This is a genomic window from Streptomyces sp. NPDC050423 (assembly GCF_040655445.1).
In the GTDB taxonomy this organism is placed as follows: domain Bacteria; phylum Actinomycetota; class Actinomycetes; order Streptomycetales; family Streptomycetaceae; genus Streptomyces.
This window is the reverse complement of record NZ_JBFAJY010000046.1, coordinates 37,940-61,339: the sequence shown is the minus strand read 5'-3', so window position 1 is coordinate 61,339 and position 23,400 is coordinate 37,940. Positions and strand designations below refer to the sequence as shown.

The following is a 23,400-nucleotide window of genomic DNA, read 5'->3' as shown; positions in this document are numbered from 1 at the left end:
CGGGGACGGTGGCGGCCGGCCGTCGGGAACAGCGACGCTCACCTCAAGGACCAGATCGGCACCCCGCACACCGTCGTGCTGGCCGGTCATCCGGACGAACGCCATCGAGCGCTCTGCCGCGCCGTCCACGTCGAACTCCTCGTACGCGGAGCGGTCGGCCAGCAGGGCCTTGACGCCGTCGGCGGCGGTGGGCTGCGCCAGCTGGTCCAGCCGGGAGGCGGCCAGCGCCTCCTTGACGGCCGGGTCGGCGCGGAACGCCAGCGCGCGCTCCTTGAGGATCAGGTAGTTGCGCATGCAGTTCTTCGCGGACTCCCAGACCCCGTCGATGCCGTCGGTGCGCACCGGCTTGAAGTCGAAGTGCAGCGGGCCGGTGTAGTCCGAGCTCTCCAGCAGGTCGACGAGCCAGAAGGCCTGGCGCAGGTCGCCGGCGCCGAAGCGGAGGTCCTGGTCGTACTTGATGCCGGACTGGCCGTTGAGGTCGATGTGGAAGAGCTTGCCCGACCAGATCGCCTGCGCGATGCCGTGGGCGAAGTTCAGCCCGGCCATCTGCTCGTGGCCGACCTCGGGGTTCACGCCGTACATCTCGGGGCGCTCCAGGCGCTCGATGAAGGCCAGGGCGTGGCCGACGGTCGGCAGCAGGATGTCGCCGCGCGGCTCGTTCGGCTTGGGCTCGATGGCGAACCGGAGGTCGTAGCCCTGGCCGGTGACGTACTCGCCGAGCAGGTCGAACGCCTCCTTCATCCGGTCCAGCGCGACCCGTACGTCCTTGGCCCCGCCGGACTCCGCACCTTCACGCCCACCCCACGCCACATACGTCTCGGCGCCCAGCTCGACGGCGAGGTCGATGTTGCGGATGACCTTGCGCAGCGCGAACCGGCGCACGTCACGGTCGTTGGACGTGAACCCGCCGTCCTTGAACACCGGGTGCGTGAACAGGTTCGTCGTCGCCATCGGGACCTTGAGGCCGGTGCGGTCCAGGGCGTCCTTGAAGCGCGTGACGATCGCGGCGCGCTCGGAGTCCGTCGAGCCGAACGGGATCAGGTCGTCGTCGTGGAACGTCACACCGTGCGCGCCGAGTTCCGCGAGGCGCTCGACGGACTCGACCGGGTCCAGGGCGGGACGGGTGGCGTCACCGAAGGGGTCGTTGCCGCGCCAGCCGACAGTCCAGAGTCCGAAGGTGAACCTGTCGGCGGGGGTGGGAGTGAAGCGGTTCGACATTCTGCTGCCTCTTGTCGACATGCCCGGACGGCTGCGCTGCCGTCCGACCGATTTGTTTGCTGGCAGTACTAATACGCCATCCTGACGTTTGTTTCTAGACCATCCCCGTGACGTGACCGTCACGTAGAGGCAACCCAGTGGTGGAATGAGGGGTGTTGCGCACCGATCGGGGCAGGTCGTGGTGCCGGTTCCAGCCCTGTCGAAGCGCTTCGAAAAACATTTGTTTTGTGTACGATCAAAACCGGGACTCAGAGGAATGAGGTACGACATGCCGTCGCGACCAGCCAGGAAACCGGCCACCGCACCGGCAGCGGCCGTCATCGGCGTGGACAGCTCCACCCAGTCCACCAAGGCCGCCGTCGTCGACGCCGCGACCGGCCGGCTGCTCGCCGTCGGCCGCGCCCCGCACACCGTGACCGGCCAGGGGGGCGCCCGGGAGAGCGACCCGGAGGAGTGGTGGCGGGCGCTGCGCACCGCGGTCGCCGCGGCCCTCGCCGATTCGGGCCTGGACCCGGCCGTCGTCATCGGCATCGCCGTGGCGGGCCAGCAGCACGGCCTGGTCGTGCTGGACGCGGACGGCAGCCCACTGCGCCCGGCACTCCTGTGGAACGACACCCGTTCCGCCCCGCAGGCCGTCGCCCTCACCGCAGCCCTGGGCCGGGAGACCTGGCTGGACCGCACGGGATCGGTACCGGTCGCCTCGATGACCGCCGCCAAGTGGATGTGGCTGCGCGAGCACGAACCGGCCGCCGCCGCGGCGGCCGCCGCCGTCCGCCTCCCGCACGACTTCCTCACCGAACGGCTGAGCGGCGCCGCCGTCACCGACCCCGGCGACGCCTCCGGCACCTGCTGGTACTCCACCGCCACCGGTGCCTACGACCCCGAGCTGCTCGCCCTCACCGGTATGCGCGCGGAACTGCTGTCCACCGTCGCCGCCACCGGGGCCACCCGCGCCGGAGGCCTCACCGAACAGGCCGCCCGAGCCCTGGGCCTGCCCGCCGGCATCCCCGTCGCCGCGGGCACCGGCGACAACATGGCCGCCGCGGTCGGCCTGGGCCTGGGCGCCGAAGGGCTCCTGGACCACCCGGTGGTCAGCCTCGGCACCTCGGGCACCGTCTTCGCCGCCACGCGCAACCGCCCGCACTCCGCACCGGTCGCCGGGTTCGCCGGGGCCGACGGCACCTACCTCCCGCTGGGCTGCACCCTGAACTGCACGCTCGCCGTGGACAAGGTCGCCGGGCTGCTCGGCCTGGACCGCGAAAACGCCGCACCCGGCGGTGAGGCCGTGCTGCTGCCCTTCCTGGACGGCGAACGCACCCCGGACCTGCCCGCCGCCTCCGGTCTGCTGCACGGGTTGCGGCACGACACGACCCGGCAGCAGATCCTCGGCGCCGCCTACGAGGGCGCGGTCGTCGCCGTCCTGCGCGCCCTGGACGAACTGCCGCTCGACGCGCCCGACGCGCCGATCCGGCTGATCGGCGGGGGCGCTCGCGGCGCGATGTGGGTGGAGACCGTGCGCCGGCTGTCCGGCCGCCCCCTGGTCGTCCCCGACGCGGCCGAGCTGGTCGCGCTGGGCGCCGCCGCCCTCGCCGCGGGCGCCGCGACCGGCCGGGACCCGGTGGCCCTGGCCATGGAGTGGGGCACCGGGCGGGGCCGCGAACTGCCCGCCGTACCGAGGGACACGGCCACCTGGAACCGGGTGACCTCGGTCCTCGACCGCGCGACGCCGGCCCTCCTGGCGGCGCACCCGTGACGGCCCCCTCCTGACGACTCACCCCCGAACACACCCCCGTACCGGCTAAGGAAGACCCCCCATGAAGTTCACCGACGGCTTCTGGCAGATGCGAGACGGTGTGCACGCCTCGTACGCCACCGAGCTCCGCGATCTGCGGCTCGACGCCGACCGACTCACCGCGCACGCGGCCGTCAAGCGCGTCACGCGGCGCGGTGACACCCTCAACGCACCGCTGATCACGGTGGAGGCGTTCGCCCCCGCCGAAGGCGTCATCGGTGTCCGCGTCACCCACCTCGCGGGCAAGCGCCGTCCCGGCCCGGAGTTCGCCCTGCCCGGCGCCACCGAGGACGCCACGGCCACCACCCGTGACGCCGGCCCGGCTGCCGAACTCATCAGCGGCCCGCTCACCCTGCGGCTCCCCACCGAGGGCGACTTCGGCCTGGAGTTCCTGGACTCGGACGGCCGCCTGCTGACCGCCGCCGGGCGCAAGGGCACCGCCTTCGCCACCGTGCGGGACGGCAGCCACCACATGGTCGCCCAGCTCGCCCTCGGCGTCGGCGAGACGATCCACGGCCTCGGCGAGCGGTTCACGCCGTACGTCAAGAACGGCCAGGTCGTCGACATGTGGCAGGCCGACGGCGGCACCAACAGCGAACAGGCCTACAAGAACGTCCCGTTCTACCTGTCCTCGCGCGGCTACGGCGTCTTCGTCAACCACCCCGGCAAGGTCTCCTTCGAGGTCGGCTCCGAGGCCGTCGGCCAGGTGCAGTTCAGCGTCGAGGACCAGGTCCTGGAGTACTTCGTCGTCGCGGGCCCCACGCCCAAGGACGTCCTCACCCGCTACACCGCGCTCACCGGCCGTCCGGCCCTGCCCCCGGCCTGGTCGTTCGGCCTCTGGCTGACCACCTCGTTCACCACCGACTACGACGAGGCGACCGTCACCTCCTTCGTGGACGGCATGTCCGAGCGCGGCATCCCGCTCTCGGTGTTCCACTTCGACTGCTTCTGGATGCGCGAGTACCAGTGGTGCGACTTCGAATGGGACCCGGACACCTTCCCCGACCCGGTCGGCATGCTCACCCGGCTCAAGGAGAAGGGGCTGAAGATCTGTGTCTGGATCAACCCGTACATCGCGCAGAAGAGCGCCCTGTACGCGGAGGGCGCCGACAAGGGCTACTTCGTCCTCACCCCCGAGGGCGACATCTGGCAGTGGGACAAGTGGCAGGCCGGCATGGCGCTGGTCGACTTCACCGACCCCGAGGCCACCGCCTGGTTCCAGAGCAAGCTGAAGACCCTCCTCGACCAGGGCGTCGACGGCTTCAAGACGGACTTCGGCGAGCGCATCCCCACCGATGTCGTCTGGCACGACGGCTCAGACCCGGAGCGGATGCACAACTACTACACGCACCTGTACAACAAGGCCGTCTTCGAACTCCTGGAGAAGGAGCGCGGCCAGGGCGAGGCGGTCCTGTTCGCCCGCTCCGCCACCGCCGGCGGCCAGCAGTTCCCCGTCCACTGGGGCGGCGACTGCTGGTCCTCGTTCGGCGCGATGGCCGAGTCCCTGCGCGGCGGCCTCTCGCTGAGCCTGTCCGGCTTCGGCTTCTGGAGCCACGACATCGGCGGCTTCGAGGGCACCCCCGACCCGGCGGTCTTCAAGCGCTGGCTCGCCTTCGGCCTGCTCTCCTCGCACAGCCGTCTGCACGGCTCCTCGTCCTACCGGGTGCCGTGGGAGTTCGGCGACGAGGCGGTCGCGGTCGCCAGGCAGTTCACCGAACTGAAGCACCGGCTGATGCCGTACCTGTACGGCGCGGCCGTCGAGGCCCACCGCACCGGCATCCCCACCATGCGGCCGATGCTGCTGGAGTTCCCCGACGACCCGGCCACCCGCACGGTGGACCGCCAGTACCTGCTCGGCCCCGACCTCCTGGTCGCGCCGGTCTTCAGCGAGGACGGGCAGGTCGAGTACTACGTCCCCGAGGGCACCTGGACCCACTTCCTGACCGGCGAGACGGTCACCGGGCCCGGCTGGCACCACGGCACCCACGGCTTCGACAGCCTCCCGCTCCTGGTCCGCCCCGGCGCGGTCCTCCCGCTGGGCGCGGACGTCTCCCGCCCCGACGGCGACTGGACGCAGAACCTGGAGCTGCGCGTGTACGCCCCCGAGGGCCTGGGCGACTTCACCCGCACGGTCATCGTCCCCGGCCTCACCGGCGCCCCCGCCGCCACGTACCACCTGGTCCGCGAGGGCGGCACGCTCCGCGTCACCGCGGACACGGACCGGCCGTACGAGGTCGTGGTCGTCGGCGAGACCGCGTCGGACGTCACCAAGGGCTGAGCGAGCCGGACCGGACCGCCCTGCCCGGTCCGACAGGACCGACCGGGCAGGGCGCGGCGGGATCCGGGTGTCTCCGGGCGCGCCGCCGCCCTCGCCACGGCCGGAATGCGATCGTGGATCAGCGGGTTCGAACCGTTGACAGCGTGTGAAGCCGCCCGGTCCCGCCGGGCGGCTTCGGTGAGCGGAAACGGCACAGAGAGCGGATGGCCTCCACATGGGCGAGTTGATCCTGATCCGGCACGGCGAGACCGAGTGGTCCCGCAACGGACAGCACACGAGCCACACCGACCTGCCCCTGACGCCCCTCGGGGAACGCCAGGCCCGCGCCCTCGCGCAGCTGCTCGCGGACCGCGACATCGCCCTCACCCTGGTCAGCCCCTCCGTACGCGCCCGGCGCACCGCCGAACTCGCCGGACTCGCCGCGCCCCGGATCACCCCCGAGCTGCGCGAGTGGGACTACGGCGGCTACGAGGGCATCACCACCCACGACATCCGGCTCACCCGCCCCGGCTGGAACCTCTGGACCGACGGCGTCACCGCAGGCCCCGAGGCACACCCCGGGGAGACCCCCGCGGAGGTGGGGGAGCGGGCCGACCGGGTGCTGGCGGAGGTCCGGAAGGCGGCCGAACGGGCCGGTGACGAGGACATCGTGCTCGTCGCCCACTCCCACTTCCTGCGCGTCCTGACCGCCCGCTACCTCGGCCTGACCCCGGCCGAGGGCACGCTCTTCCAGCTCGCCACCGGGGCGGTGTCCCGGCTCGGCCGGGAGCACGGCCAGCCGGTCATCACGGCGTGGAACGTGACCCTGCCGGAGAGCCTGTTCCCCACGGCCGTTCCGGAGACACCGGAGCGGGCCTGAGGCCGAACGGGCGGGTCGCTGTCGGTTGCGGCGGGGAGTGGCACGGGCCCGGTCGTTGTGCTCCGGGCCCGTGCCACGTAGCGGAGTCCTGACCGGACCGAGTCGCGTTCAGACGAGGCGCGTTCAGATCGAGCCGTCCCCGAGCGCCGCGACGAACGGTGTCCAACTCGCCGCCGCGAACGTGAGCGCGGGCCCACCGGGGACCGCCTTGCTGTCCCTTACGGGGACGCTGCCGGGGATGTTGTCGGCTATCTCGACGCACTCGCCGCCGTCCCCGTTGCTGTACGACGACTTGCGCCAGGCAGCGATGCGCAGATCAGGTGTGGTGCTCATGGCGTCGCGAACTCCTTCGCCGCCGAGACGATCCGGTCAAGGGATGCCTCCGGCGACAGCGCGGCAGCCCTGGCCAGATCGTATGCGGAGCTGTACTGCTCCACCAGCAGCGGTTCTTCCACGAGTTGGCCGCTGTAGGCACCCTCCGTGTACACGGCGGCGGGAGCTTCGTCGAACTGCATGAGCGTCATCGACCCGTGCAGAAACGGGTGTGCCCCGGCCGAGAACGGAAGCACCTGCGTGATGAGACGTGGACGGGCGGCGGTCTGCTCGGCGAGGTGGTCGAGCTGCTCGGACATCACGGCGTTCCCGCCCACCGGCAGCAGCAGCGCTGCCTCGTGAAGCACCACCCAGAGCACCGGCGCGGTGGGGGAGTCGAGGAGACCCGTGCGTTCCATGCGGGTGCGGACGTGCCCCTCGACGACGTCCGCGGTGGAGAAGGGATGGGCGGCCCGGGTGAGAGCTCGTGCGTAGGACTCGGTCTGCAGAAGCCCCAGGACGAGCATCGACGTGTAGCTGCCGATGAACGAGGCCTGGAGCTGAAGTTCGGCCGCATCCGCGAAATACCCCGCCACCTTCGACGTCTGGGCCAGCCTGCACAGCCGCTGAAGATGCTCGCCGCTCCCCAGTAGCTCGTCCAGCCCCCGCGACAGCTCCAACTGCGGTCGCCGTTCCCCCGCTTCGAACAGCCCGATGTACGTACCGGAGCAGAAGACCCGGGCGCCCAGCTCGCTCTGGGACAGTCCGGCGGACTCGCGCAGCCGGCGCAACTCGGCGCCGTAGAAGGCGCGCGGGTCGGTGTACGGGTCCAGGTCCTTCGGCTGCGGCATGCCACGGAATGTAACGGGAGCCGGCCCCGTCCCACCGGCGAACGACCATGAGCCACCCGCAAGGGTGGCCGCCCGAACCAGGGCCGGGGCCGTTTACAGTCCCGCTCCGCCGCGCTAGCCTCCCCGGGCAGTGGGAGCGCTCCCAAGCCATCGCAGCGAAGGGACGTACATCGTGATCGACCGATTACTGGCCTCCACCCGGCCCAGAGCACTGCTTCTGACCCTGCTCGCCCTCCTCACGGCCCTGCCCGCCCTCGGGCTGGTCGTCGTCACCTCCGGCGGCCGGGCCGAGGCCCACGGCACGCCGATGAAGCCCGCCAGCCGAACCTTCCTGTGCTGGCAGGACGCGCTCACCGACACCGGGGAGATCAAACCCGTCAACCCCGCTTGCCGGGCCGCCGCGCAGGAGAGCGGGACCACGCCGTTCTACAACTGGTTCTCCGTGCTCCGCTCCGACGGCGCGGGCCGCACCCGCGGCTTCGTGCCGGACGGCGAGCTGTGCAGCGGCGGGAACCCCAACTTCACCGGCTTCAACACGCCCAGCGCCGACTGGCCGCTGACCCATCTGACCTCGGGCGCGACCGTCGACTTCGCGTACAACGCCTGGGCGGCGCACCCCGGTTCGTTCCACGTCTACGTCACCAAGGACGGCTACGACCCGACACAGCCGCTGGCCTGGGACGACATGGAGGAGACGCCCTTCCTTGACGTCGATCACCCGCCGCTGAACGGGACTCCGGGGACGGTGGAGGCCAACTACTCCTGGTCCGGGACGCTTCCGGCCGGCAAGGACGGCCGCAACATCATCTACATGGTGTGGGAGCGCTCCGACAGCCAGGAGACGTTCTACTCCTGCTCCGACGTGGTCTTCGACGGGGGCAACGGTGAGGTGACCGGAGTCAAGGACCCGACGATCCCGACCGAACCGCCGCCCGGCCTGTGCGCCGCGACGCTCGCCACCACCGGCAGCTGGAGCGGCGGTTACCAGTCCGAGGTGACCGTCACCAACACCGGTGACGTCCCGATGCTCGGCTGGATGGTCGGCTGGACCCAGCCGGACGGGCAGAGCGTGGACAGCCTCTGGAACGGTGCGATGACGGTCCAGGGCCAGGACGTGATGGTCCACAACGTGGACTGGAACGGATCGCTCGACCCGGGGCAATCCGCGACCTTCGGGTACGTCTCCACCGGCGGTAACCCCGATCCCGCCACCGAACTCGCCTGCACGGTGGGGTGAGGACGCGGACGGCCGGCATCTCGTGGGGAGATACCGGCCGTCCGTGCGCGATCCCTCGGTGAGGAGACCGGCCCCAGGTCGGGTCCGCGAAGTCCCGTCCGGCCCGCGGCAGGCGGCAGTTTGACGACACGACCTAGAACTCGTCCAGCCACACCACGATCCCGGTGTGCCCCGTCAGTACCGCGGCGGCGCCGGCTCGGACGGCGGCCGCGCAGCGGGCGTCGGTGAACGAGGCGGGGTCGTACGTCGAGGACATGCCGAGTCCCTCCCCGCGGAACGAGGCCCCCGACCAGTCGACCGCCGTCACGTTCTCGGTGGGTTCGGCGAGTTCCGCACCCACGACCAGGAACTGCTGGGCGAGATGGCTCGGGCTGACCGTGGTCAGGGGGTCGATGAGGTCGTTGCCCGCGCTGACGACGAGGTCCGGGTGCAGCTCCAGCGCCCGTTCGACGGCGGGCAGGAGGTCGGCGGCGCCGGACGCGGTCACGGTGCGCAGGTCCACGTCCGCGTCCTTCGCCCACGCCTTCACCGCCTTCGCCAGGGTCTTCGCCGGGCGGTCGCCGCCCGCGCTGAGCAGGACGACCCGGGTGCCGGGCGCGGGCCTGACCCCGGACCACGAACCGGGGCCCGGCGTGATCGTCGACTCCGGTGCGGGTGACTTGCCCGGACCGGTGAAGCCCGCGCCCAGTGCCCCGACGGCGGAGGGGCTGGGGCGCTGCTGCGACCAGTCGTCGCCCGGAGCGCATCCGGTGAGCAGTGCGGCGGCCACCGCCAGTACGGCGGCAAGGGGCGGGTGGTGCAAGACGATCGTCCTCCGGGAGGGAGCGTGGCGGCGGCCCGGCGGGGAGCTGGACGGAGCCGGGTGCGGAGCGGCTTTTCCCACATCCTGCGCGTCCGTTCCACACGATCTCCATCGTTCCGACCGCTTTCGAACGTTTGTTTTCTCATGGTTCGCTGACCGGTCGTCGTCGGTTCATCCGCGACCAGCACGGTGCACGGGTAACCCCAAGGAGAATCATGTCGCACCGTGTCCGCCGCCTGCTGCTCGTCCTCGCCGCGGCGGTCTTCCTCTTCCTCGGCCTCGTCAGGCCCGCCGCCGCCCATGGCTTCACCTCCGTCGTGTACGCGCACGTCACCGCCGACGGTGACGGCCCGCTCCGGACCGAACTGAAGCTGGAGTACGACCTGCTGGTCGTCTCGGCCGCCGACGCGGGCTCCGACGACCCCCTCTTCCGCGCCGGAACCGACGCGTTCGAGGACGGGGACGCCCGCGCCCGCGCCGCGGCCCTCGACTCCCACCGCGAGACCGTCGTCGACTACGTCACCCAACGCTTCTCGATCACCACGGGTGGCACCGCTTGCGAGCCCGCCCCGGTCGGCGGGTTCCGGATGGGCACCGAGGAGGGCGTGCCCTACGCGCTGTTCGCGCTCGACTGGACCTGCGCCGGACACGGCACCGGCGACCACGAGATCCGCAGCGCCCTCTTCCCCGACCCGGAGGGCTATGTCAAGGGAACCAAGACGATCGTCACCTACGACGTCGACGGCCGCACCGGCAGCGCCGCCCTCGACGGCGGGCACCCGACCTTCCCGATCAGCCAGTCCTGGACGGAGCGCTTCTGGGAGTTCTTCCGCCTCGGCGCCGAGCACCTGCTGACGGGCACCGACCACATCCTGTTCCTGCTCGCCCTCATCGCCGGATCCCGGCGCCCCCGCGAAGTCGTCCTCGCCGCCACCGCGTTCACCCTCGCCCACTCGGTGACGTTCCTGCTGGCCGCCCTGGGGCTGGTCGACGTCCCCGCGGGGCTGGTGGAGCCCGTCATCGCGCTGTCCATCGCCGTGGTCGCGGGCTGGCACCTGTGGCGCCTGCGAGGGGGCGGCGCCCAGGTCATGGAACTCCGGGCGCCGGGCGAGAGCCGGTTTGCCCTGGACCGGGCCGGGTGGACCCGGCTCGGCGTGGTGTTCTGCTTCGGCCTCGTGCACGGCCTCGGCTTCGCGGGCGCGCTCGGCATCGAGGCCTCGTGGTCCTGGACCCTGCTGTGGTCCCTGCTGGTGTTCAACATCGGCATCGAGGCCGTCCAACTCGGCTTCATCGCCGTGCTGTTCCCGCTTCTCCTGCTGCTCGGGCGCCGCTCGCCGCGGGCCGCCCGGTGGGTCACCGGAGCGCTGTCGGCGGGGGTGGCCGCGATGGGCCTCGCCTGGTTCGTGCAGCGCGTGACCGAATCGTAGGAACCGCAGGTCAGCGCTGATGTTCAGCCTCCGCCCTCATCGCATTCGCAGGCCGTTCACCCGGTGCCGAGAGCTTGGTGTCCTCCTTCGCGTGTGCACTTCATGCCCACCGTTTGTACACAAAAGAATCGATACTTCATGAGAACGCACTCTTCCCAGCAGGCTCGCAGGCCTGTGCGGCACCGTGTGGCCACCGGCACCACCGCCGCCCTCCTCGGCCTGGCCGTGGCCTTCACGGGCGGACAGGCCGCACCCGCGGCCGCGGCCGAATCCTCCACGCTCTCCGGCATCGTCCTGGGCGTCGGCGCCAACGAGACCCAGCGCACCGTCAGCTGGTACTCCTCCGCCGACACCGCCCAGAAGGTCCAGCTCGCGCCCACCGCGCAGCTCACCGGTGGCGAGTTCCCCGCCGACTCCGCCGTCTTCGACGCCCTGGGCGCCAAGAACATCGCGGCCAGCGGCGGTTACAACCGCAGTGCCACGCTCACCGGCCTCAAGGAGAACACCGCTTACTCCTACCGCGTCGGAACCCAGGGCAACTGGTCCAAGGCGTACTCCTTCGCCACCCAGGACTTCGAGGGTGAGTACGACTTCCTGTTCCTCGGCGACCCGCAGATAGGCTCCTCCGGGGACCTGGCACAGGACCAGGCAGGCTGGCAGGACACCCTGGACGTGGCCACCAAGGCCAACCCGAAGGCCGAGATCCTGGTCTCCGGCGGCGACCAGGTCGAGAGCGCCAACAACGAGTCCCAGTGGAACTCCTTCCTGGCGCCCGACCAGCTGCGCCAGTACCCGTGGGCCGCCACCATCGGCAACCACGACGTCGGCGGCAAGGCGTACGAGCAGCACTTCTCGACGCCGAACACCGACAACTCGGGTGCGCTGTACTCCAACGGCGACCCGGCGTCCGACACCTCGGGCGGCAACTACTGGTACATCTACAAGGATGTGCTGTTCATCGACCTCAACAGCAACAGCTACGCCACCTCCCAGGGCGGCGGAGGCGACGAGGCACACACCAAGTACGTCACGGACGTCATCAACGAGCACGGCTCCGAAGCCAAGTGGAAGGTGCTCGTCTACCACCACTCGATCTACTCGCCGGCCTCGCACGCCAAGGACAAGGACAACAAGGCCCGCCGGGTCGACTTCCCGACGACCTTCTCCAAGCTGGGCGTCGACATGGTCCTCCAGGGCCACGACCACAGCTACTCCCGCAGCTACCTCATCAAGAACGGTGAGAAGGCCGATCCCGAGGAGCAGCCCGGCGCGGCCGACGTCTACCCCGGCCCCGGCGGCGTCCTCTACGTCACGGCCAACTCGGCCTCGGGCTCGAAGTACTACGACATCACCCAGCCCGACTCCAGCGCCACCAGCGGCGCGGGCAACGGCGCCGACCCGCTGAACCCGGACAGCTACTGGTACAACTCCGTCCAGAACCAGGAGCACGTCCGCAGCTACGTCAAGGTCCAGGTGCGGGACGAGAAGCTCGTCGTGGAGAACATCCGCAGCGGCAGCTGCGGCGCTCCCAACTCCCAGGTCTCCAAGGGAGACTGGTGCAAGAACACCACCGCCGCCCAGCCGGTCGGCTCGGTCGTCGACAAGGTGAGCGTCCACCCGTACAACGGTGACGCCCAGTCCCTCCAGGTAAACGTGCCGAAGCCCGCTCCGGGCGAGTTCGGCTGGACCATCGACGGCTACAACGGCCTGGTGGACCTCGGCACGGCCAAGGAGGAGAACGGTGACCACTTCACCGCCTCCGGCAAGATCAACCCGATCCTCGTGTCGGACACCCGCCGTTCCCTCTCCCCGTGGGCGGTCTCGGCCGGCGTGAGCCAGTTCAAGGACGCCGAGAAGACCTTCGAGGGCTCCTACCTCGGCTGGTCGCCGTACCTCCTCGACCAGGGCGCCGGAGCCAAGGCGGGTGCGTCGGTCCCCTCCGGCTACGGCGGCAAGGGTGACGGCCTGGCCCTCTCCCGGGGCCTCGGTTCCGCACCCCAGGGGCACGCCCGCGGCACGGCCAAGCTGGGCGCCGACCTCGATCTGAAGATCCCGGACTCCGTCCAGAAGGGCGGCTACCGAGCCACCCTCACGATCACTGCGCTGAGCAGCTGACCCTCCCCGCTCCACCGGCGTGGCAGGCTCCGGTACGCCGCAGCCTGCCACGCCGCCGTTCCGAGAGAGACCCCATGCACGCAGTGGCACCACCTCGCCGCACCGCCGCCGTCCGCACCGCCCTGCTCGTCCTGATCGCGGCACTGGCGTTCGGCACCTCCACCGGCCCGGCACGGGCGGCCGAGGGCGACGTCACCTGGACGGTCCGGACCGCCGCCAACGACTACGGGGAGGACCGGTCGAGCTTCGGCTACGCCGTCAACCCCGGCGGTACGGCCGAGGATGCCCTGGTGGTGGCCAACCACGGCACCGACCCGTTGAACCTCGCCGTCTACGCCGCCGACGGCTTCACGACGGAGAAGGGCCAGCTCGACCTCCTCACCGAGGGGAAGAAGTCCCGCTCCATCGGCTCCTGGGTCCAGGCCGGCCGCAAGAGCGTCCGGATAGCCCCGGGCAAGAGCGCGGAGATCCCCTTCACCGTCAAGGTCCCGGACAACGCGCCCCCCGGCGACTACGTGGGCGGCATCCTGACGTCGCTCAAGCAGCCCGACGACGCCGAGGGAATCGCCGTCGACCGCCGCCTCGGCATCCGGATCAAGCTGCGGGTCAGCGGCGCCCTGCGGCCCGCACTCGCCGTCGAGGACGTGCACGTCGACTACCGGGGCTCCGTGAACCCGTTCGCCTCGGGCGACGCCACGGTGACCTACAGCCTCCACAACACCGGCAACGCGCTGCTCTCCGGCACCCAGAAGGTCACCCTCAACGGTCCCTTCGGGACGCTGGGCACCGAGGCCGGCAAGATCGCCGCGCCGCCGGAGCTGCTGCCGGGCGAGCTCTGGAAGGTCACGGTCCCCGTCCACGACGTCACCCCGGCCCTCCGGCTCACGGCCACCGTCGCCGTCACCCCGCTCGTCACCGACGCCGCCGGCTCCACCACCGCACTCGACCCCGTCCGGACCACGGCCCACGGCTGGGCCGTTCCCTGGACGCTCCTGCTGCTCCTGGTCCTCCTCCTGGGCGCGGCCGCAGCGGTGTTCGTGCTGCGGCGGCGGGCGCGCGCCCGCCGTGCCCGGCGTGAGGAGGAACGGGTGCGTGAGGCTGTGGAGCAAGCCCTGCGGGACAAGACGGACCAGCTCTCCTGAGGGCCCGGAGCAGGCCGGCCGGCCCGCGCACACGGGAACGGGCCGCCCGGTGTGCGGGCGGCCCGTCCTCATGCGGTCGGCGGGTGACTCAGGAGATCAGCTCGATCTCCGCCAGCGTCGCCGCCGCCGTGCTCACCAGCCGGTACTTCGCGTACGCCTTCGGCACCTGCACCGAGAACGCCCGCGTCTGCTTGTCCCAGGCGAAGGTCTGGCCGGACCGCTTGTCGAGGTCCTTCCAGGAGGTGCCGTCCGCCGATCCCTGCAGGACCCAGCCCGTCGGGGCCTTCGCCGCCGTTGCCGAGGTCAGCGTGTACTGGACCGCCTTCGTGCCCGCGGGGGCCGGCAGCTCCACCGACTCGACCTGGGCGGAGGTCGCCGAGGTGTTGTCGAACAGGGCGCCCGCGCCCTTCAGGACGTCCTTCCTCGGCGACGGGACCTTGTCGTCCTTGGTGATGGAGACCGGGGCGGCGTCCTTGCCGGTGCCCCAGGCCGACGGCTTGGAGCCCATGTCGAAGTCCAGCACGCCCCCCTTGGCCAGCAGGTCGTGGGGCAGCGAGGTGGACGTCCACTTCTTGCCGTTGACCTTCAGGCCCTGGACGTAGATGTTCTTCGCGCTGTTCTTCGGTGCCTTGACGACCAGCTCGCGGCCGTTCTCCAGGTGCACCGTGGTCTTGGTGAACAGCGGGGAGCCGATCGCGTACTCGCCGCTGCCCATGACCAGCGGGTAGAAGCCGAGCGAGGAGAAGAGGTACCAGGCCGACTGCTCGCCGTTGTCCTCGTCGCCGTGGTAGCCCTGGCCGATCTCGCTGCCCGTGTACAGGCGGCTCAGGACCTCGCGGACCTTCTCCTGCGTCTTGTAGGGCTGCGACGCCGCGTCGTACATGTACGTGACGTGGTGCGCGACCTGGTTGCTGTGGCCGTACTGCCCCATCCGTACGTCACGGGCCTCCGTCATCTCGTGGATGACGCCGCCGTAACTGCCGACGAACTCAGGGCCCGCCGTCTCGGGGGTGGCGAAGTACGTGTCCAGCTTCTTGGCCAGACCGTCCCGGCCGCCGTACAGGTTGGCGAGGCCCTTGCTGTCCTGCGGGGCGGTGAAGGCGTAGCCCCAGCCGTTGGTCTCGGTGTAGTCGTAGCCCCAGACCCGCGGGTCGTACTGGTCGGACGGCAGCCGCCAGTCGCCCTTGGCGTCCTTGCCCTGGAAGAAGCCGGCCTTGTCGTCGAACAGCTCGACGTAGCTGCGGGCCCGGTTCATGAAGTACTCGGACTCGTCCTTGTAGCGCTGCTTGTGCGTCTTCTTGTAGAGCGCCTCGCCCATCTGCGCGATGCCGTAGTCGTTGACGTAGCCCTCCAGCGACCAGGACAGGCCCTCGTGCGTGCCGGTGTTCGCGTACCCGACGAACGGAGAGGTCTCCATGCCCTTGCGCCCGACGCCCGAGGACGGCGGGACGACCGTGGCGTTCTTCAGGGCCGCGTCGTACGCCGCCTCGGCGTCGAACTTCACGCCCTTGACGTACGCGTCGGCGAACGCGACGTCCGACGAGGTGCCGGTCATCAGGTCCGAGTAGCCGGGCGAGGACCAGCGGGAGATCCAGCCGCCGTCCTTGTACTGCTGGACGAAGCCGTCCACCATCTCGCCGGCCTTCTTCGGCGTGAGGAAGGAGTACGCCGGCCACGTCGTCCGGTAGGTGTCCCAGAAGCCGTTGTTGACGTACACCTTGCCGTCGACGATCTTGGCGCCGGTGTGGGTCGGGGTGTCCGAGCCGACCTGCGGTGAGAACGGCGAGGCGTACTTGTCCTTGCCGCCGACCTTCTCGAAGCCCGAGTTCGGGTAGAGGTAGAGCCGGTACATGCTGGAGTACAGCGTGGTCAGCTGGTCGGCGGTCGCGCCCTCGACCTCCACCTTGCCCAGCAGGTCGTCCCAGGTGCCCCGGGCCTTGTCCTCGACCCGGCCGAAGGAGCGCGAGGCCGGGATCTCCGCGGCCAGGTTCTGCTTCGCCTGGTCGATGCTGATCAGCGAGGTGGCCAGGCGCAGGTTGACGGTACGGTCCTTGCCCGCGTCGAAGCGGAGGTAACCGGTCACGTCGTCGCCACCGCCGCCGGAGAGCTTCCCGCTGCTGGTGACGGGGGCGTCGAAGACGCCGTACACGAAGAGCCGGGTGGCACCGGTCGATCCGCCGCTCTTCACGTCGGAGAACCCGGTGAAGGAGCTGGTCTTCGGGTCGAGGGTGAGCCCGCCGTCGTTGGAGACGTTGTCGAAGACCATGCTCGCGTCCTTGCCCGGATACGTGAACCGCATCCGCGCCGCGTGGTCGGTCGGCGTCATCTCGGCCTTGAGGCCGTTCTCGAACGTGACCCCGTAGTAGTGGGGCGTCGCCGTCTCGTTCTCGTGCTTGAACGGCAGTGCGCGTGCCGTGCGCGAGGCGTCCGGGGTGCCGGACGCGGCCGACGGCATCAGCTGGAAGGTCTGCCGGTCGCCCATCCAGGGACTCGGCTCATGGCTGGCGCTGAAGGCCTGGAGGGTGGGCAGGTTGTCCTCGTTGTTGCCCTTCGCGTAGTCGTACAGCCAACTCGTCGATCCGGCGTTGGTCACCGGGGTCCAGAAGTTGAAACCGTTGGGGACGGCGGTGGCGGGGAAGTTGTTGCCCCGGGAGAAACTGCCGCTGGAGTTGGTGCCGCGGACGGTCGAGGCGTAGTCCGAGAGGTGCGCCTTGCGCTTCTCCGGCGCCTTCGGGGCGATCTTGACGTCGTCGATCCAGCCCTGGAACTTCGACGGGCCCTTGGGGGAGTCGTACGCGACGAGGATCCGGTCGACGGTCTTGCCGGCCGCGACGGTGCCGATCTGCGCGTCGACCTTGTTCCACTGGTTGACGTACAGCCGCTTGGCATCGGCCTGGCCCTGCGGGGTCAGCAGGCCGCCGTTGGAGTCGGTGGCGTGCAGCTCGCTCAGGTACGTGCCGTCGGTGAACGCCAGGTCCACCGCGACGTGCGTGGCCGGGTACGACAGGTCCGTCTCGCCCATCTGGGGGTAGACCAGGTAGGACAGCTCGGTGTCCCGGGTGACGGCCGTGTTGACGTCGAAGACCTTGTTGTACGAGTAGGCCCGGCCGTCCGCCTTGTGCGTACCCGCGTAGCGCAGCGCCTTCTTCCCGGTGAAGCCCGCGCCGGCCTTGGCGGTGGGGGAGCCGGAGGGGCCGCGGTCGATCTGGCTGCGCATGTCGTCGGGGGCCGGGGCCGAGGTGTCCCCGTCGGAGAACTGGACGTCGGCGAGCTGGGTCGCGTCGCCGGCGCCGTTGTTCTTCGTGATGTCCAGGCGGAAGTGCTGGTAGGCCTTGTCCGTCGTGAAGTCGTACGACTTGGTCTGGAAGCGCTCGGAGAAGGTCTGGCCGGTCCTGGAGTCCAGGTCCGTCCAGCTCTTGCCGTCCTCGGAGCCCTGCAGCGTCCAGTCCTTCGGGTCCCGCTCGGCGTGGTCGTCGGCCGAGGTCAGCGCGTACGTGACGACCTTGACCGGCTCGGCGAGATCGAACTCGACCCAGGCGGTGGGCTTGAAGGACAGCCACTTCGTACCGGATTCACCGTCGACGAGGTTTTCCTTCACCTCACCGCCGCCGGTGTTCTCCTCGCTCGCGCGGACATCTGTGACCTTGTCAGTGACATTGCCCGGTATTCCGGCGGAGAAGCCGCCATCGATACCGGATGTCCGCTTCTTTCCGTCAGGGCCTTCTTCGACGGTATTGCGCCAGTCCGGCTGCTTCTCGTCAGCCTCGAAGGATGAACTGAATACCCGGTCGCCCGAAGGCTTATGACCCTTTTCTCCTGACCCGGCCGACTGAGCGGCGGCCGCGGTGGGGGCTGTCACGACCAGGACCAGTGAAGCCGCGATCAGGGCGGCCGTACTGTTTTGTCTCTTGCGAGAACCGTGTCGGGGCTGCATGCCGAGCCATTCCTCCCGAGGAAGTGCGCTTGGACAACGTTGTCAGAAGCGTGCGCAAGAACTAGTAGGAAGTGAAGTGGCGGGTGGTGTCAAGGGTGTTGGATGGAAGCCCACGGTCGAATCGACCGTATTGCGGAAATCGTTACATCCGGAGGAGGCCGCGCGGTGCCGAGGTATCCGCGAGGTCTCAACTCGGGAAAGACTGCCGCTCAAACCTGCATTCGATCTTGCTCAGTTGGCTGCAAGTGGACTATACCTGTCGGCGTCTGCACAGCATTTTTTCAACTGTGCGAACAGGGGGGACAACGGGGGCAGGGCAACTCGACGCGCCACAGGTGCGCCGGCTGGCCGGTCCCCCTACACCCCCCCACTGCAATGGCTAGCCTGAAATCTGCACCACCCAAGCGCAACTGACCGCGGTGGCGGGGCCCTTCGCCTGAGGCGAATATCGATGGGCGACCGGTACAACACCGCCTGAGTCCTGTAGAAGGCGAGGACTTGAGCATGGGATCCACCTCCGCCCACAAGAATGAGGGCCTTGGCCGTCGCGACGTGATCAAGCGGTCTGCCGCACTCGGTCTGATCACCGTTCCGACGATGAGCTTCCTGTCGGCGTGTGCGAGTAGCGACAGCAGCAGTGACGACACGGTCAAGAAGGGCAAGACCAGCGCGAAGAACCCGCTGGGCGTCAATGACACGGCCGGTCTCGACGTGGTCATCTTCAACGGCGGCTTCGGCGAGCAGTACGCGATCGACGCCGAGAAGCAGTACACCAAGGCCTTCCCCAAGGCCAAGGTCAAGCACACCGCGACGCAGAAGATCCAGTCGCAGCTGCAGCCGCGCTTCAACGGCGGCACCCCGCCGGACCTGATCGACAACTCGGGCGCCGAGCAGATGGACATGGGTGTCCTCGTCGGCAAGAAGCAGCTGCTCGACCTGACGCCGCTGATGGACGCCCCGTCCTTCGACGACCCGGCCAAGAAGGTCCGCGACACCCTGCGCCCGGGTGTGCTGGAGATGGGTCAGTTCGACGGCGACCCGGTCTGGATCATGTACTACGCGTACACCGTGTACGGCGTCTGGTACTCGCAGACCGCGCTCGAGGGTCTGGACGCCCAGTACCCCGAGAACTGGGACGACATGCTCGCCCTGTGCGCGAAGGCGAAGAAGAAGGGCATCGCCGGCTGGACGTACGCCGGTAAGTACCCCTACTACCTTCCCTTCTCGCTCTACCCGTTCATCGCCAAGATCGGTGGCCGGGAGGTTCTCGACAAGATCGACAACCTGGAGCCGAACGCCTGGAAGGACCCGGCCGTCAAGGCGGCGTTCGAGGCGTACTACGAGCTGCAGCAGAAGGGGTACATCCTCAAGGGCACCGCCGGCCTGACCCACATCCAGTCGCAGACCGAGTGGACCAAGGGCAAGGCCCTCTTCATCCCGAACGGTTCGTGGGTGGAGAACGAGGCGGCGCCGACCACGCCCAAGGACTTCAAGATGATGGTCGGGGCGCCGTCCGGCCTGGACTCGTCCGACAAGCTGCCCTTCGGCACCATCTGGGCGTCGGGCGGCGAGCCGTTCATCGTCCCGGCCAAGGCGAAGAACCCCGAGGGCGGCATGGAGCAGCTGCGCATCATGCTCTCCGAGGAGTCCTCGAAGAACTTCACCAAGCAGGTCAAGTCGCTGAGCGCCTACAACGGCGGCACCGACGGCCTGACCCTGTCCACGGCCATGCAGGCCGGCGTCGACGTGCTGAAGAAGGCCGGCGACAACGTGGTGAACCCGCGTCTGCAGGACTGGTACGCGAAGCTCCAGAAGGAGCAGATCGGTGCCGGCCTCGGCGAGATGATGGCCGGGCGTCTGACGCCTGCCGAGGCCATCAAGAAGATCCAGGACTACGCGGACGCCGCGGCCAAGGATCAGTCCATCAAGCACTACAAGCACCAGTGAGTAACCGTCACCAGCGGCGGCACCCGCGGAAAGATCGGGGTCGGTAAACGATGCAGCACGGCAGGTACCGCTTCATTGTGGGGTTCTTGGTAGTCCCACTGGTGCTGTACGCGGTCTTCGTCATCTGGCCGTTCATCCAGGCCATCTACTATTCGTTCACGGACTGGACCGGTCTGAGTCCCGACTTCAAGATGGTCGGCTTCGACAACTACACCAGGATGCTGAAGGACGACATCTTCTGGAAGTCCTTGCAGCACAGCCTGCTGCTCGTGCTGCTGCTGCCGCTGGTGACGCTGGGCCTCGCGCTCTTCTTCGCCTTCATGCTCAATGTCGGAGGCCGGCGGCGCAAGAACGCCGCGGTCTCCGGCGTGCGGGGTTCGGGATTCTACAAGATCGCCTACTTCTTCCCGCAGGTGCTTTCGATCGTCATCGTCGCCCTGCTGTTCCAGTTCGCGTTCAACCCGCGCAGTGGAATGCTGAATTCGGCGCTCAAGGGAGTCGGGCTCGGCTCCATTCAGCCGGACTGGCTGGGCGATCCGAGCCTGGCGCTCATCTGCGTCATGTCGGTGCTGATCTGGTCGACCGTCGGATTCTTCGTCGTCCTCTTCTCCGCCGGAATGGCCTCCATCCCGAAGGACTTCTACGAGGCGGCGCTCCTGGACGGGGCCAGCCGCGTCACGACGTTCTTCAGGATCACCCTGCCGCTGCTCTGGGACACCGTGCAGTCGGGCTGGGTCTACATGGGCATCCTGGCGCTCGGGGTCGAGGCGTTCACGGCCGTACAGGTCATGACCGTCGGCCCCGGCGGTCCCGACTACTCGACCACCGTCCTGCCGTTGTACGTCTACCAGACGGCCTTCCGTGACGGCCAGGCCGGCTACGCGACGACGATCGGTGTCGGACTGCTCATCATCACCATGGCGTTCGCCGCCATCGTGATGCGACTGGGCCGGCGCGAGCGGCTGGAGTTCTGATGCCGCGCTCCCCGGGGCGCGGCGCCCGGATCCCCAGCAGGCAGGACAGCCCGGCCCCGGCGGCCGGCTCGACAGCAGTACGAGGTGAGCACACGTGAAGGCCACAGACACCCCTCCCGCGGATGCGGTGAAGGAACCGGCCCCCGTGTCCGAGGAGCCCGCGCAGAGCGTCAAGGAGAAGAGCAGCGAGGGCAAGGTCCTCAACGTCTTCTCGCACGGCGTGCTGGTCATCTGGGCGATCCTGGTGGTCATGCCGCTGCTCTGGGCGATCATGGCCTCGTTCAAGACAGATGACTCGATCCTGTCGACACCTTGGGCGCTGCCGGACAAGCTTCACTTCGAGAACTGGTCGCGTGCCTGGAGTCAGGCACACATGAGCGATTACTTCTTGAACACCATTCTGGTGGTGGGCGGCTCGCTCATCGGCACCCTGCTGCTCGGCTCGATGGCGGCGTACGTGCTGGCGCGGTTCGACTTCCCCGGGAACCGCTTCGTGTACTACCTGTTCATCGGCGGGATGAGCTTCCCGATCATCCTGGCGCTGGTCCCGCTGTTCTTCGTGATGAACAACATGGGCCTGCTGAACACGCGGCACGGACTGATCATGGTCTACATCGCGTACTCGCTGCCGTTCACCGTCTTCTTCCTCACCTCGTTCTTCCGCTCGTTGCCGAGTTCGGTGGCGGAGGCGGCGATGCTCGACGGGGCTTCGCACACCCGGACGTTCTTCCAGGTGATGCTGCCGATGGCGAAGCCCGGCCTGATCAGCGTCGGTATCTTCAACTTCCTCGGACAGTGGAACCAGTATCTGCTGCCAACGGTGCTGAACACCGATCCGAAGTACCGGGTGCTCTCCCAGGGGCTGGTCGAACTGGCCAACGGGCAGGGCTACAAGGGCGACTGGTCCGGTCTCTTCGCCGGCCTGGTGATGGCGATGCTGCCGGTCCTCGCGGCCTACATCATCTTCCAGCGCCAGGTGGTGGCAGGCCTGACAGCGGGAGCGGTGAAGTAACTCCTCGAACGCTCGCACCGAACGACCGAACCCGCCCGCCGGCATCCTCGCCGGCGGGCGGTTCGTCTGTGTACGGGGGTGTTCGCCGACGTCGCCGTGCGAGGGTCCCGTGCTCATCCGAGGCTTCGACTGCTCAAGGTCTTGACGGGGAGTACCCCAAAACGCTCAGCTTAGGGTTCACATGTTGGAGAAAATGGCAGGAGTGAGAGAGTCGATGGAGACTCCGGGGTCGCAGACATCTCTGCATCGCGCCAACCTTGAGCGGGTAGTGCGCGCCGTACGTATGGCGGGTTCACTCACCCAGGCGGAGATCGCCAGGAGCACGGGCCTCTCCGCGGCCACCGTCTCCAATATCGTTCGCGAACTGAAGGAGGGCGGCACGGTCGAGGTGACCCCCACCTCGGCGGGCGGCCGCCGTGCGCGCAGCGTCTCGCTCAGTGGTGACGCGGGCATCGTCATCGGCGTCGATTTCGGACATACGCACCTTCGGGTGGCGGTCGGCAACCTCGCCCACCAGGTGCTCGCCGAGGAGTCCGAGCCGCTGGACGTGGACGCCTCGTCGGCCGAGGGCTTCGGACGGGCGGAACAGCTGGTCAACCGGCTGATCGAGACGACCGGGATCAGTCCGGGCAAGGTGATCGGGGTCGGCCTCGGTGTACCCGGCCCGATCGACGTCGAGTCCGGCACGCTGGGCTCCACGTCGATCCTGCCGGGCTGGACGGGCATCAACCCCAGGGAAGAGCTGGCCGGACGCCTCGGGGTGCCGGTCTACGTCGACAACGACGCCAACCTCGGGGCACTGGGGGAGCTGGTCTGGGGGAGCGGCCGGGGGGTCAGGGACCTCGCGTACATCAAGGTCGCGAGCGGTGTGGGTGCCGGTCTGGTGATCGACGGGCACATCTACCGGGGCCCCGGTGGCACGGCCGGCGAGATCGGCCACATCACCCTCGACGAATCGGGCCCGGTCTGCCGCTGCGGCAACCGGGGGTGCCTGGAGACGTTCACGGCCGCGCGGTACGTGCTGCCGCTGCTCCAGCCCGGCCACGGCGCCGATCTCACCATGGAGCGGGTGGTCCAGCTGGCCCGTGAGGGCGATCCGGGCTGCCGCCGGGTGATCGGCGACGTCGGGCGGCACATCGGCAGCGGGGTGGCCAACCTCTGTAATCTGCTCAACCCCAGCCGGGTGGTGCTCGGCGGCTCGCTCGCGGAGGCGGGCGAGCTGGTCCTCGGGCCGATCCGCGACTCGGTCTCGCGCTACTCCATCCCCAGCGCCGCACGGCAGCTGTCGGTGCTCCCCGGGGCCCTCGGCGGCCGGGCGGAGGTGCTGGGCGCGCTCGCCCTCGTCCTGAGCGAGATGGGGGATTCAACCCTTTTGGAGAGCACCCTCCCCGCTGCGACTCCTGCCTTCACTTAGATAATGAATGACACCGTTGCCATCTTGTTAAGGATTTACTCCTTGACGCCTACGTGGCGGCCGAGTTGACTCACTCCCACCTCGGC

At 69.1% G+C, this 23,400-nt stretch carries 16 protein-coding genes; 11 read left to right on the top strand and 5 right to left on the bottom strand.

What is annotated here, in order from left to right; all coding sequences use genetic code 11:
• Positions 1–1,218 (bottom strand): xylose isomerase (gene xylA, locus AB0I52_RS28220; protein WP_363077264.1); only part of this gene is annotated, 1,218 nt, incomplete at its 3' end.
• A 268-nt stretch (positions 1,219–1,486) separates the two neighbouring features.
• Here xylA and xylB point away from each other — a divergent pair.
• The 3 genes from xylB to AB0I52_RS28205 all read left to right on the top strand — a co-directional run bounded on the left by xylB (position 1,487) and on the right by AB0I52_RS28205 (position 6,147).
• Positions 1,487–2,971 (top strand): xylulokinase, encoded by a 1,485-nt coding sequence (gene xylB / locus AB0I52_RS28215; protein ID WP_363077262.1) that lies wholly within the window; start codon positions 1,487–1,489, stop codon positions 2,969–2,971.
• Between the two features lie 61 nt (positions 2,972–3,032).
• Positions 3,033–5,288, top strand: a complete 2,256-nt coding sequence (gene yicI, locus AB0I52_RS28210; protein WP_363077260.1) for an alpha-xylosidase — start codon at positions 3,033–3,035, stop codon at positions 5,286–5,288.
• 214 nt (positions 5,289–5,502) lie between these two features.
• Complete coding sequence (locus AB0I52_RS28205; protein WP_363077258.1) at positions 5,503–6,147, top strand: histidine phosphatase family protein; 645 nt, start codon at positions 5,503–5,505, stop codon at positions 6,145–6,147.
• 123 nt (positions 6,148–6,270) lie between these two features.
• On the opposite strand, the gene AB0I52_RS28200 is transcribed toward AB0I52_RS28205, so the two are convergent.
• Both AB0I52_RS28200 and AB0I52_RS28195 read right to left on the bottom strand, forming a co-directional pair.
• Positions 6,271–6,480, bottom strand: coding sequence for a DUF397 domain-containing protein (locus AB0I52_RS28200; RefSeq protein ID WP_363077256.1), 210 nt, complete (start codon positions 6,478–6,480; stop codon positions 6,271–6,273).
• The gene (locus tag AB0I52_RS28195) at positions 6,477–7,310 is read right to left on the bottom strand and encodes a helix-turn-helix transcriptional regulator (protein WP_363077254.1); all 834 of its coding nucleotides are present in this window, start codon (positions 7,308–7,310) and stop codon (positions 6,477–6,479) included. Before AB0I52_RS28195 ends, AB0I52_RS28200 begins: the two co-directional genes overlap by 4 nt.
• 172 nt (positions 7,311–7,482) lie before the next feature.
• Here AB0I52_RS28195 and AB0I52_RS28190 point away from each other — a divergent pair, with 172 nt between their 5' ends.
• Entirely contained in the window at positions 7,483–8,547 is a 1,065-nt protein-coding gene (locus AB0I52_RS28190; protein WP_363077252.1) for a lytic polysaccharide monooxygenase, read from the top strand.
• Positions 8,548–8,680: 133 nt separating this feature from the next.
• Here the strand turns inward: AB0I52_RS28190 and AB0I52_RS28185 are convergent, their stop codons facing one another.
• On the bottom strand, positions 8,681–9,349 hold the full coding sequence (locus AB0I52_RS28185; RefSeq protein ID WP_363077250.1) for a hypothetical protein: 669 nt from the start codon (positions 9,347–9,349) through the stop codon (positions 8,681–8,683).
• Positions 9,350–9,564: 215 nt separating this feature from the next.
• On the opposite strand from AB0I52_RS28185, the gene AB0I52_RS28180 reads away from it, so the two are divergent.
• The 3 genes from AB0I52_RS28180 to AB0I52_RS28170 all read left to right on the top strand — a co-directional run bounded on the left by AB0I52_RS28180 (position 9,565) and on the right by AB0I52_RS28170 (position 14,033).
• A complete protein-coding gene (locus AB0I52_RS28180; protein WP_363077248.1) occupies positions 9,565–10,776 on the top strand; it encodes a HupE/UreJ family protein in 1,212 nt (403 codons plus the stop codon).
• A gap of 138 nt (positions 10,777–10,914) precedes the next feature.
• Complete coding sequence (locus AB0I52_RS28175; RefSeq protein WP_363077246.1) at positions 10,915–12,891, top strand: metallophosphoesterase family protein; 1,977 nt, start codon at positions 10,915–10,917, stop codon at positions 12,889–12,891.
• A gap of 74 nt (positions 12,892–12,965) precedes the next feature.
• A complete protein-coding gene (locus tag AB0I52_RS28170) occupies positions 12,966–14,033 on the top strand; it encodes a DUF916 domain-containing protein (RefSeq protein WP_363077244.1) in 1,068 nt (355 codons plus the stop codon).
• A gap of 88 nt (positions 14,034–14,121) precedes the next feature.
• On the opposite strand, the gene AB0I52_RS28165 is transcribed toward AB0I52_RS28170, so the two are convergent.
• Positions 14,122–17,967 carry a GH92 family glycosyl hydrolase gene (locus AB0I52_RS28165; RefSeq protein WP_363077242.1) on the bottom strand — a complete coding sequence of 1,282 codons (3,846 nt, stop codon included), beginning with the start codon at positions 17,965–17,967 and terminating at the stop codon, positions 14,122–14,124.
• A gap of 504 nt (positions 17,968–18,471) precedes the next feature.
• Here AB0I52_RS28165 and ngcE point away from each other — a divergent pair.
• The 4 genes from ngcE (at position 18,472) to AB0I52_RS28145 (ending at position 23,314) form a co-directional block, all read left to right on the top strand.
• Positions 18,472–19,914: an N-acetylglucosamine/diacetylchitobiose ABC transporter substrate-binding protein gene (ngcE, locus tag AB0I52_RS28160; RefSeq protein ID WP_363077240.1), complete on the top strand. Its 1,443-nt coding sequence runs from the start codon at positions 18,472–18,474 to the stop codon at positions 19,912–19,914.
• 50 nt (positions 19,915–19,964) lie between these two features.
• The gene (locus AB0I52_RS28155; protein ID WP_363077238.1) at positions 19,965–20,888 is read left to right on the top strand and encodes a sugar ABC transporter permease; all 924 of its coding nucleotides are present in this window, start codon (positions 19,965–19,967) and stop codon (positions 20,886–20,888) included.
• A 145-nt stretch (positions 20,889–21,033) separates the two neighbouring features.
• A complete protein-coding gene (locus AB0I52_RS28150) occupies positions 21,034–21,900 on the top strand; it encodes a carbohydrate ABC transporter permease (protein ID WP_363077274.1) in 867 nt (288 codons plus the stop codon).
• A gap of 214 nt (positions 21,901–22,114) precedes the next feature.
• Positions 22,115–23,314, top strand: a complete 1,200-nt coding sequence (locus tag AB0I52_RS28145) for an ROK family transcriptional regulator (protein WP_363077272.1) — start codon at positions 22,115–22,117, stop codon at positions 23,312–23,314.
• Positions 23,315–23,400: the final 86 nt, after the last annotated feature.

What these genes read in the sequence shown, in the direction of transcription:
- AB0I52_RS28200 (WP_363077256.1), bottom strand. Translation starts at nt 6,480, where the DNA reads ATGAGCACCACACCTGATCTGCGCATCGCTGCCTGGCGCAAGTCGTCG.
- AB0I52_RS28170 (WP_363077244.1), top strand. Translation starts at nt 12,966, where the DNA reads ATGCACGCAGTGGCACCACCTCGCCGCACCGCCGCCGTCCGCACCGCC.
- yicI (WP_363077260.1), top strand. Translation starts at nt 3,033, where the DNA reads ATGAAGTTCACCGACGGCTTCTGGCAGATGCGAGACGGTGTGCACGCC.
- AB0I52_RS28165 (WP_363077242.1), bottom strand. Translation starts at nt 17,967, where the DNA reads ATGCAGCCCCGACACGGTTCTCGCAAGAGACAAAACAGTACGGCCGCC.
- xylB (WP_363077262.1), top strand. Translation starts at nt 1,487, where the DNA reads ATGCCGTCGCGACCAGCCAGGAAACCGGCCACCGCACCGGCAGCGGCC.
- AB0I52_RS28205 (WP_363077258.1), top strand. Translation starts at nt 5,503, where the DNA reads ATGGGCGAGTTGATCCTGATCCGGCACGGCGAGACCGAGTGGTCCCGC.
- AB0I52_RS28155 (WP_363077238.1), top strand. Translation starts at nt 19,965, where the DNA reads ATGCAGCACGGCAGGTACCGCTTCATTGTGGGGTTCTTGGTAGTCCCA.
- AB0I52_RS28175 (WP_363077246.1), top strand. Translation starts at nt 10,915, where the DNA reads ATGAGAACGCACTCTTCCCAGCAGGCTCGCAGGCCTGTGCGGCACCGT.
- ngcE (WP_363077240.1), top strand. Translation starts at nt 18,472, where the DNA reads ATGGGATCCACCTCCGCCCACAAGAATGAGGGCCTTGGCCGTCGCGAC.
- AB0I52_RS28195 (WP_363077254.1), bottom strand. Translation starts at nt 7,310, where the DNA reads ATGCCGCAGCCGAAGGACCTGGACCCGTACACCGACCCGCGCGCCTTC.
- AB0I52_RS28145 (WP_363077272.1), top strand. Translation starts at nt 22,115, where the DNA reads ATGGAGACTCCGGGGTCGCAGACATCTCTGCATCGCGCCAACCTTGAG.
- AB0I52_RS28180 (WP_363077248.1), top strand. Translation starts at nt 9,565, where the DNA reads ATGTCGCACCGTGTCCGCCGCCTGCTGCTCGTCCTCGCCGCGGCGGTC.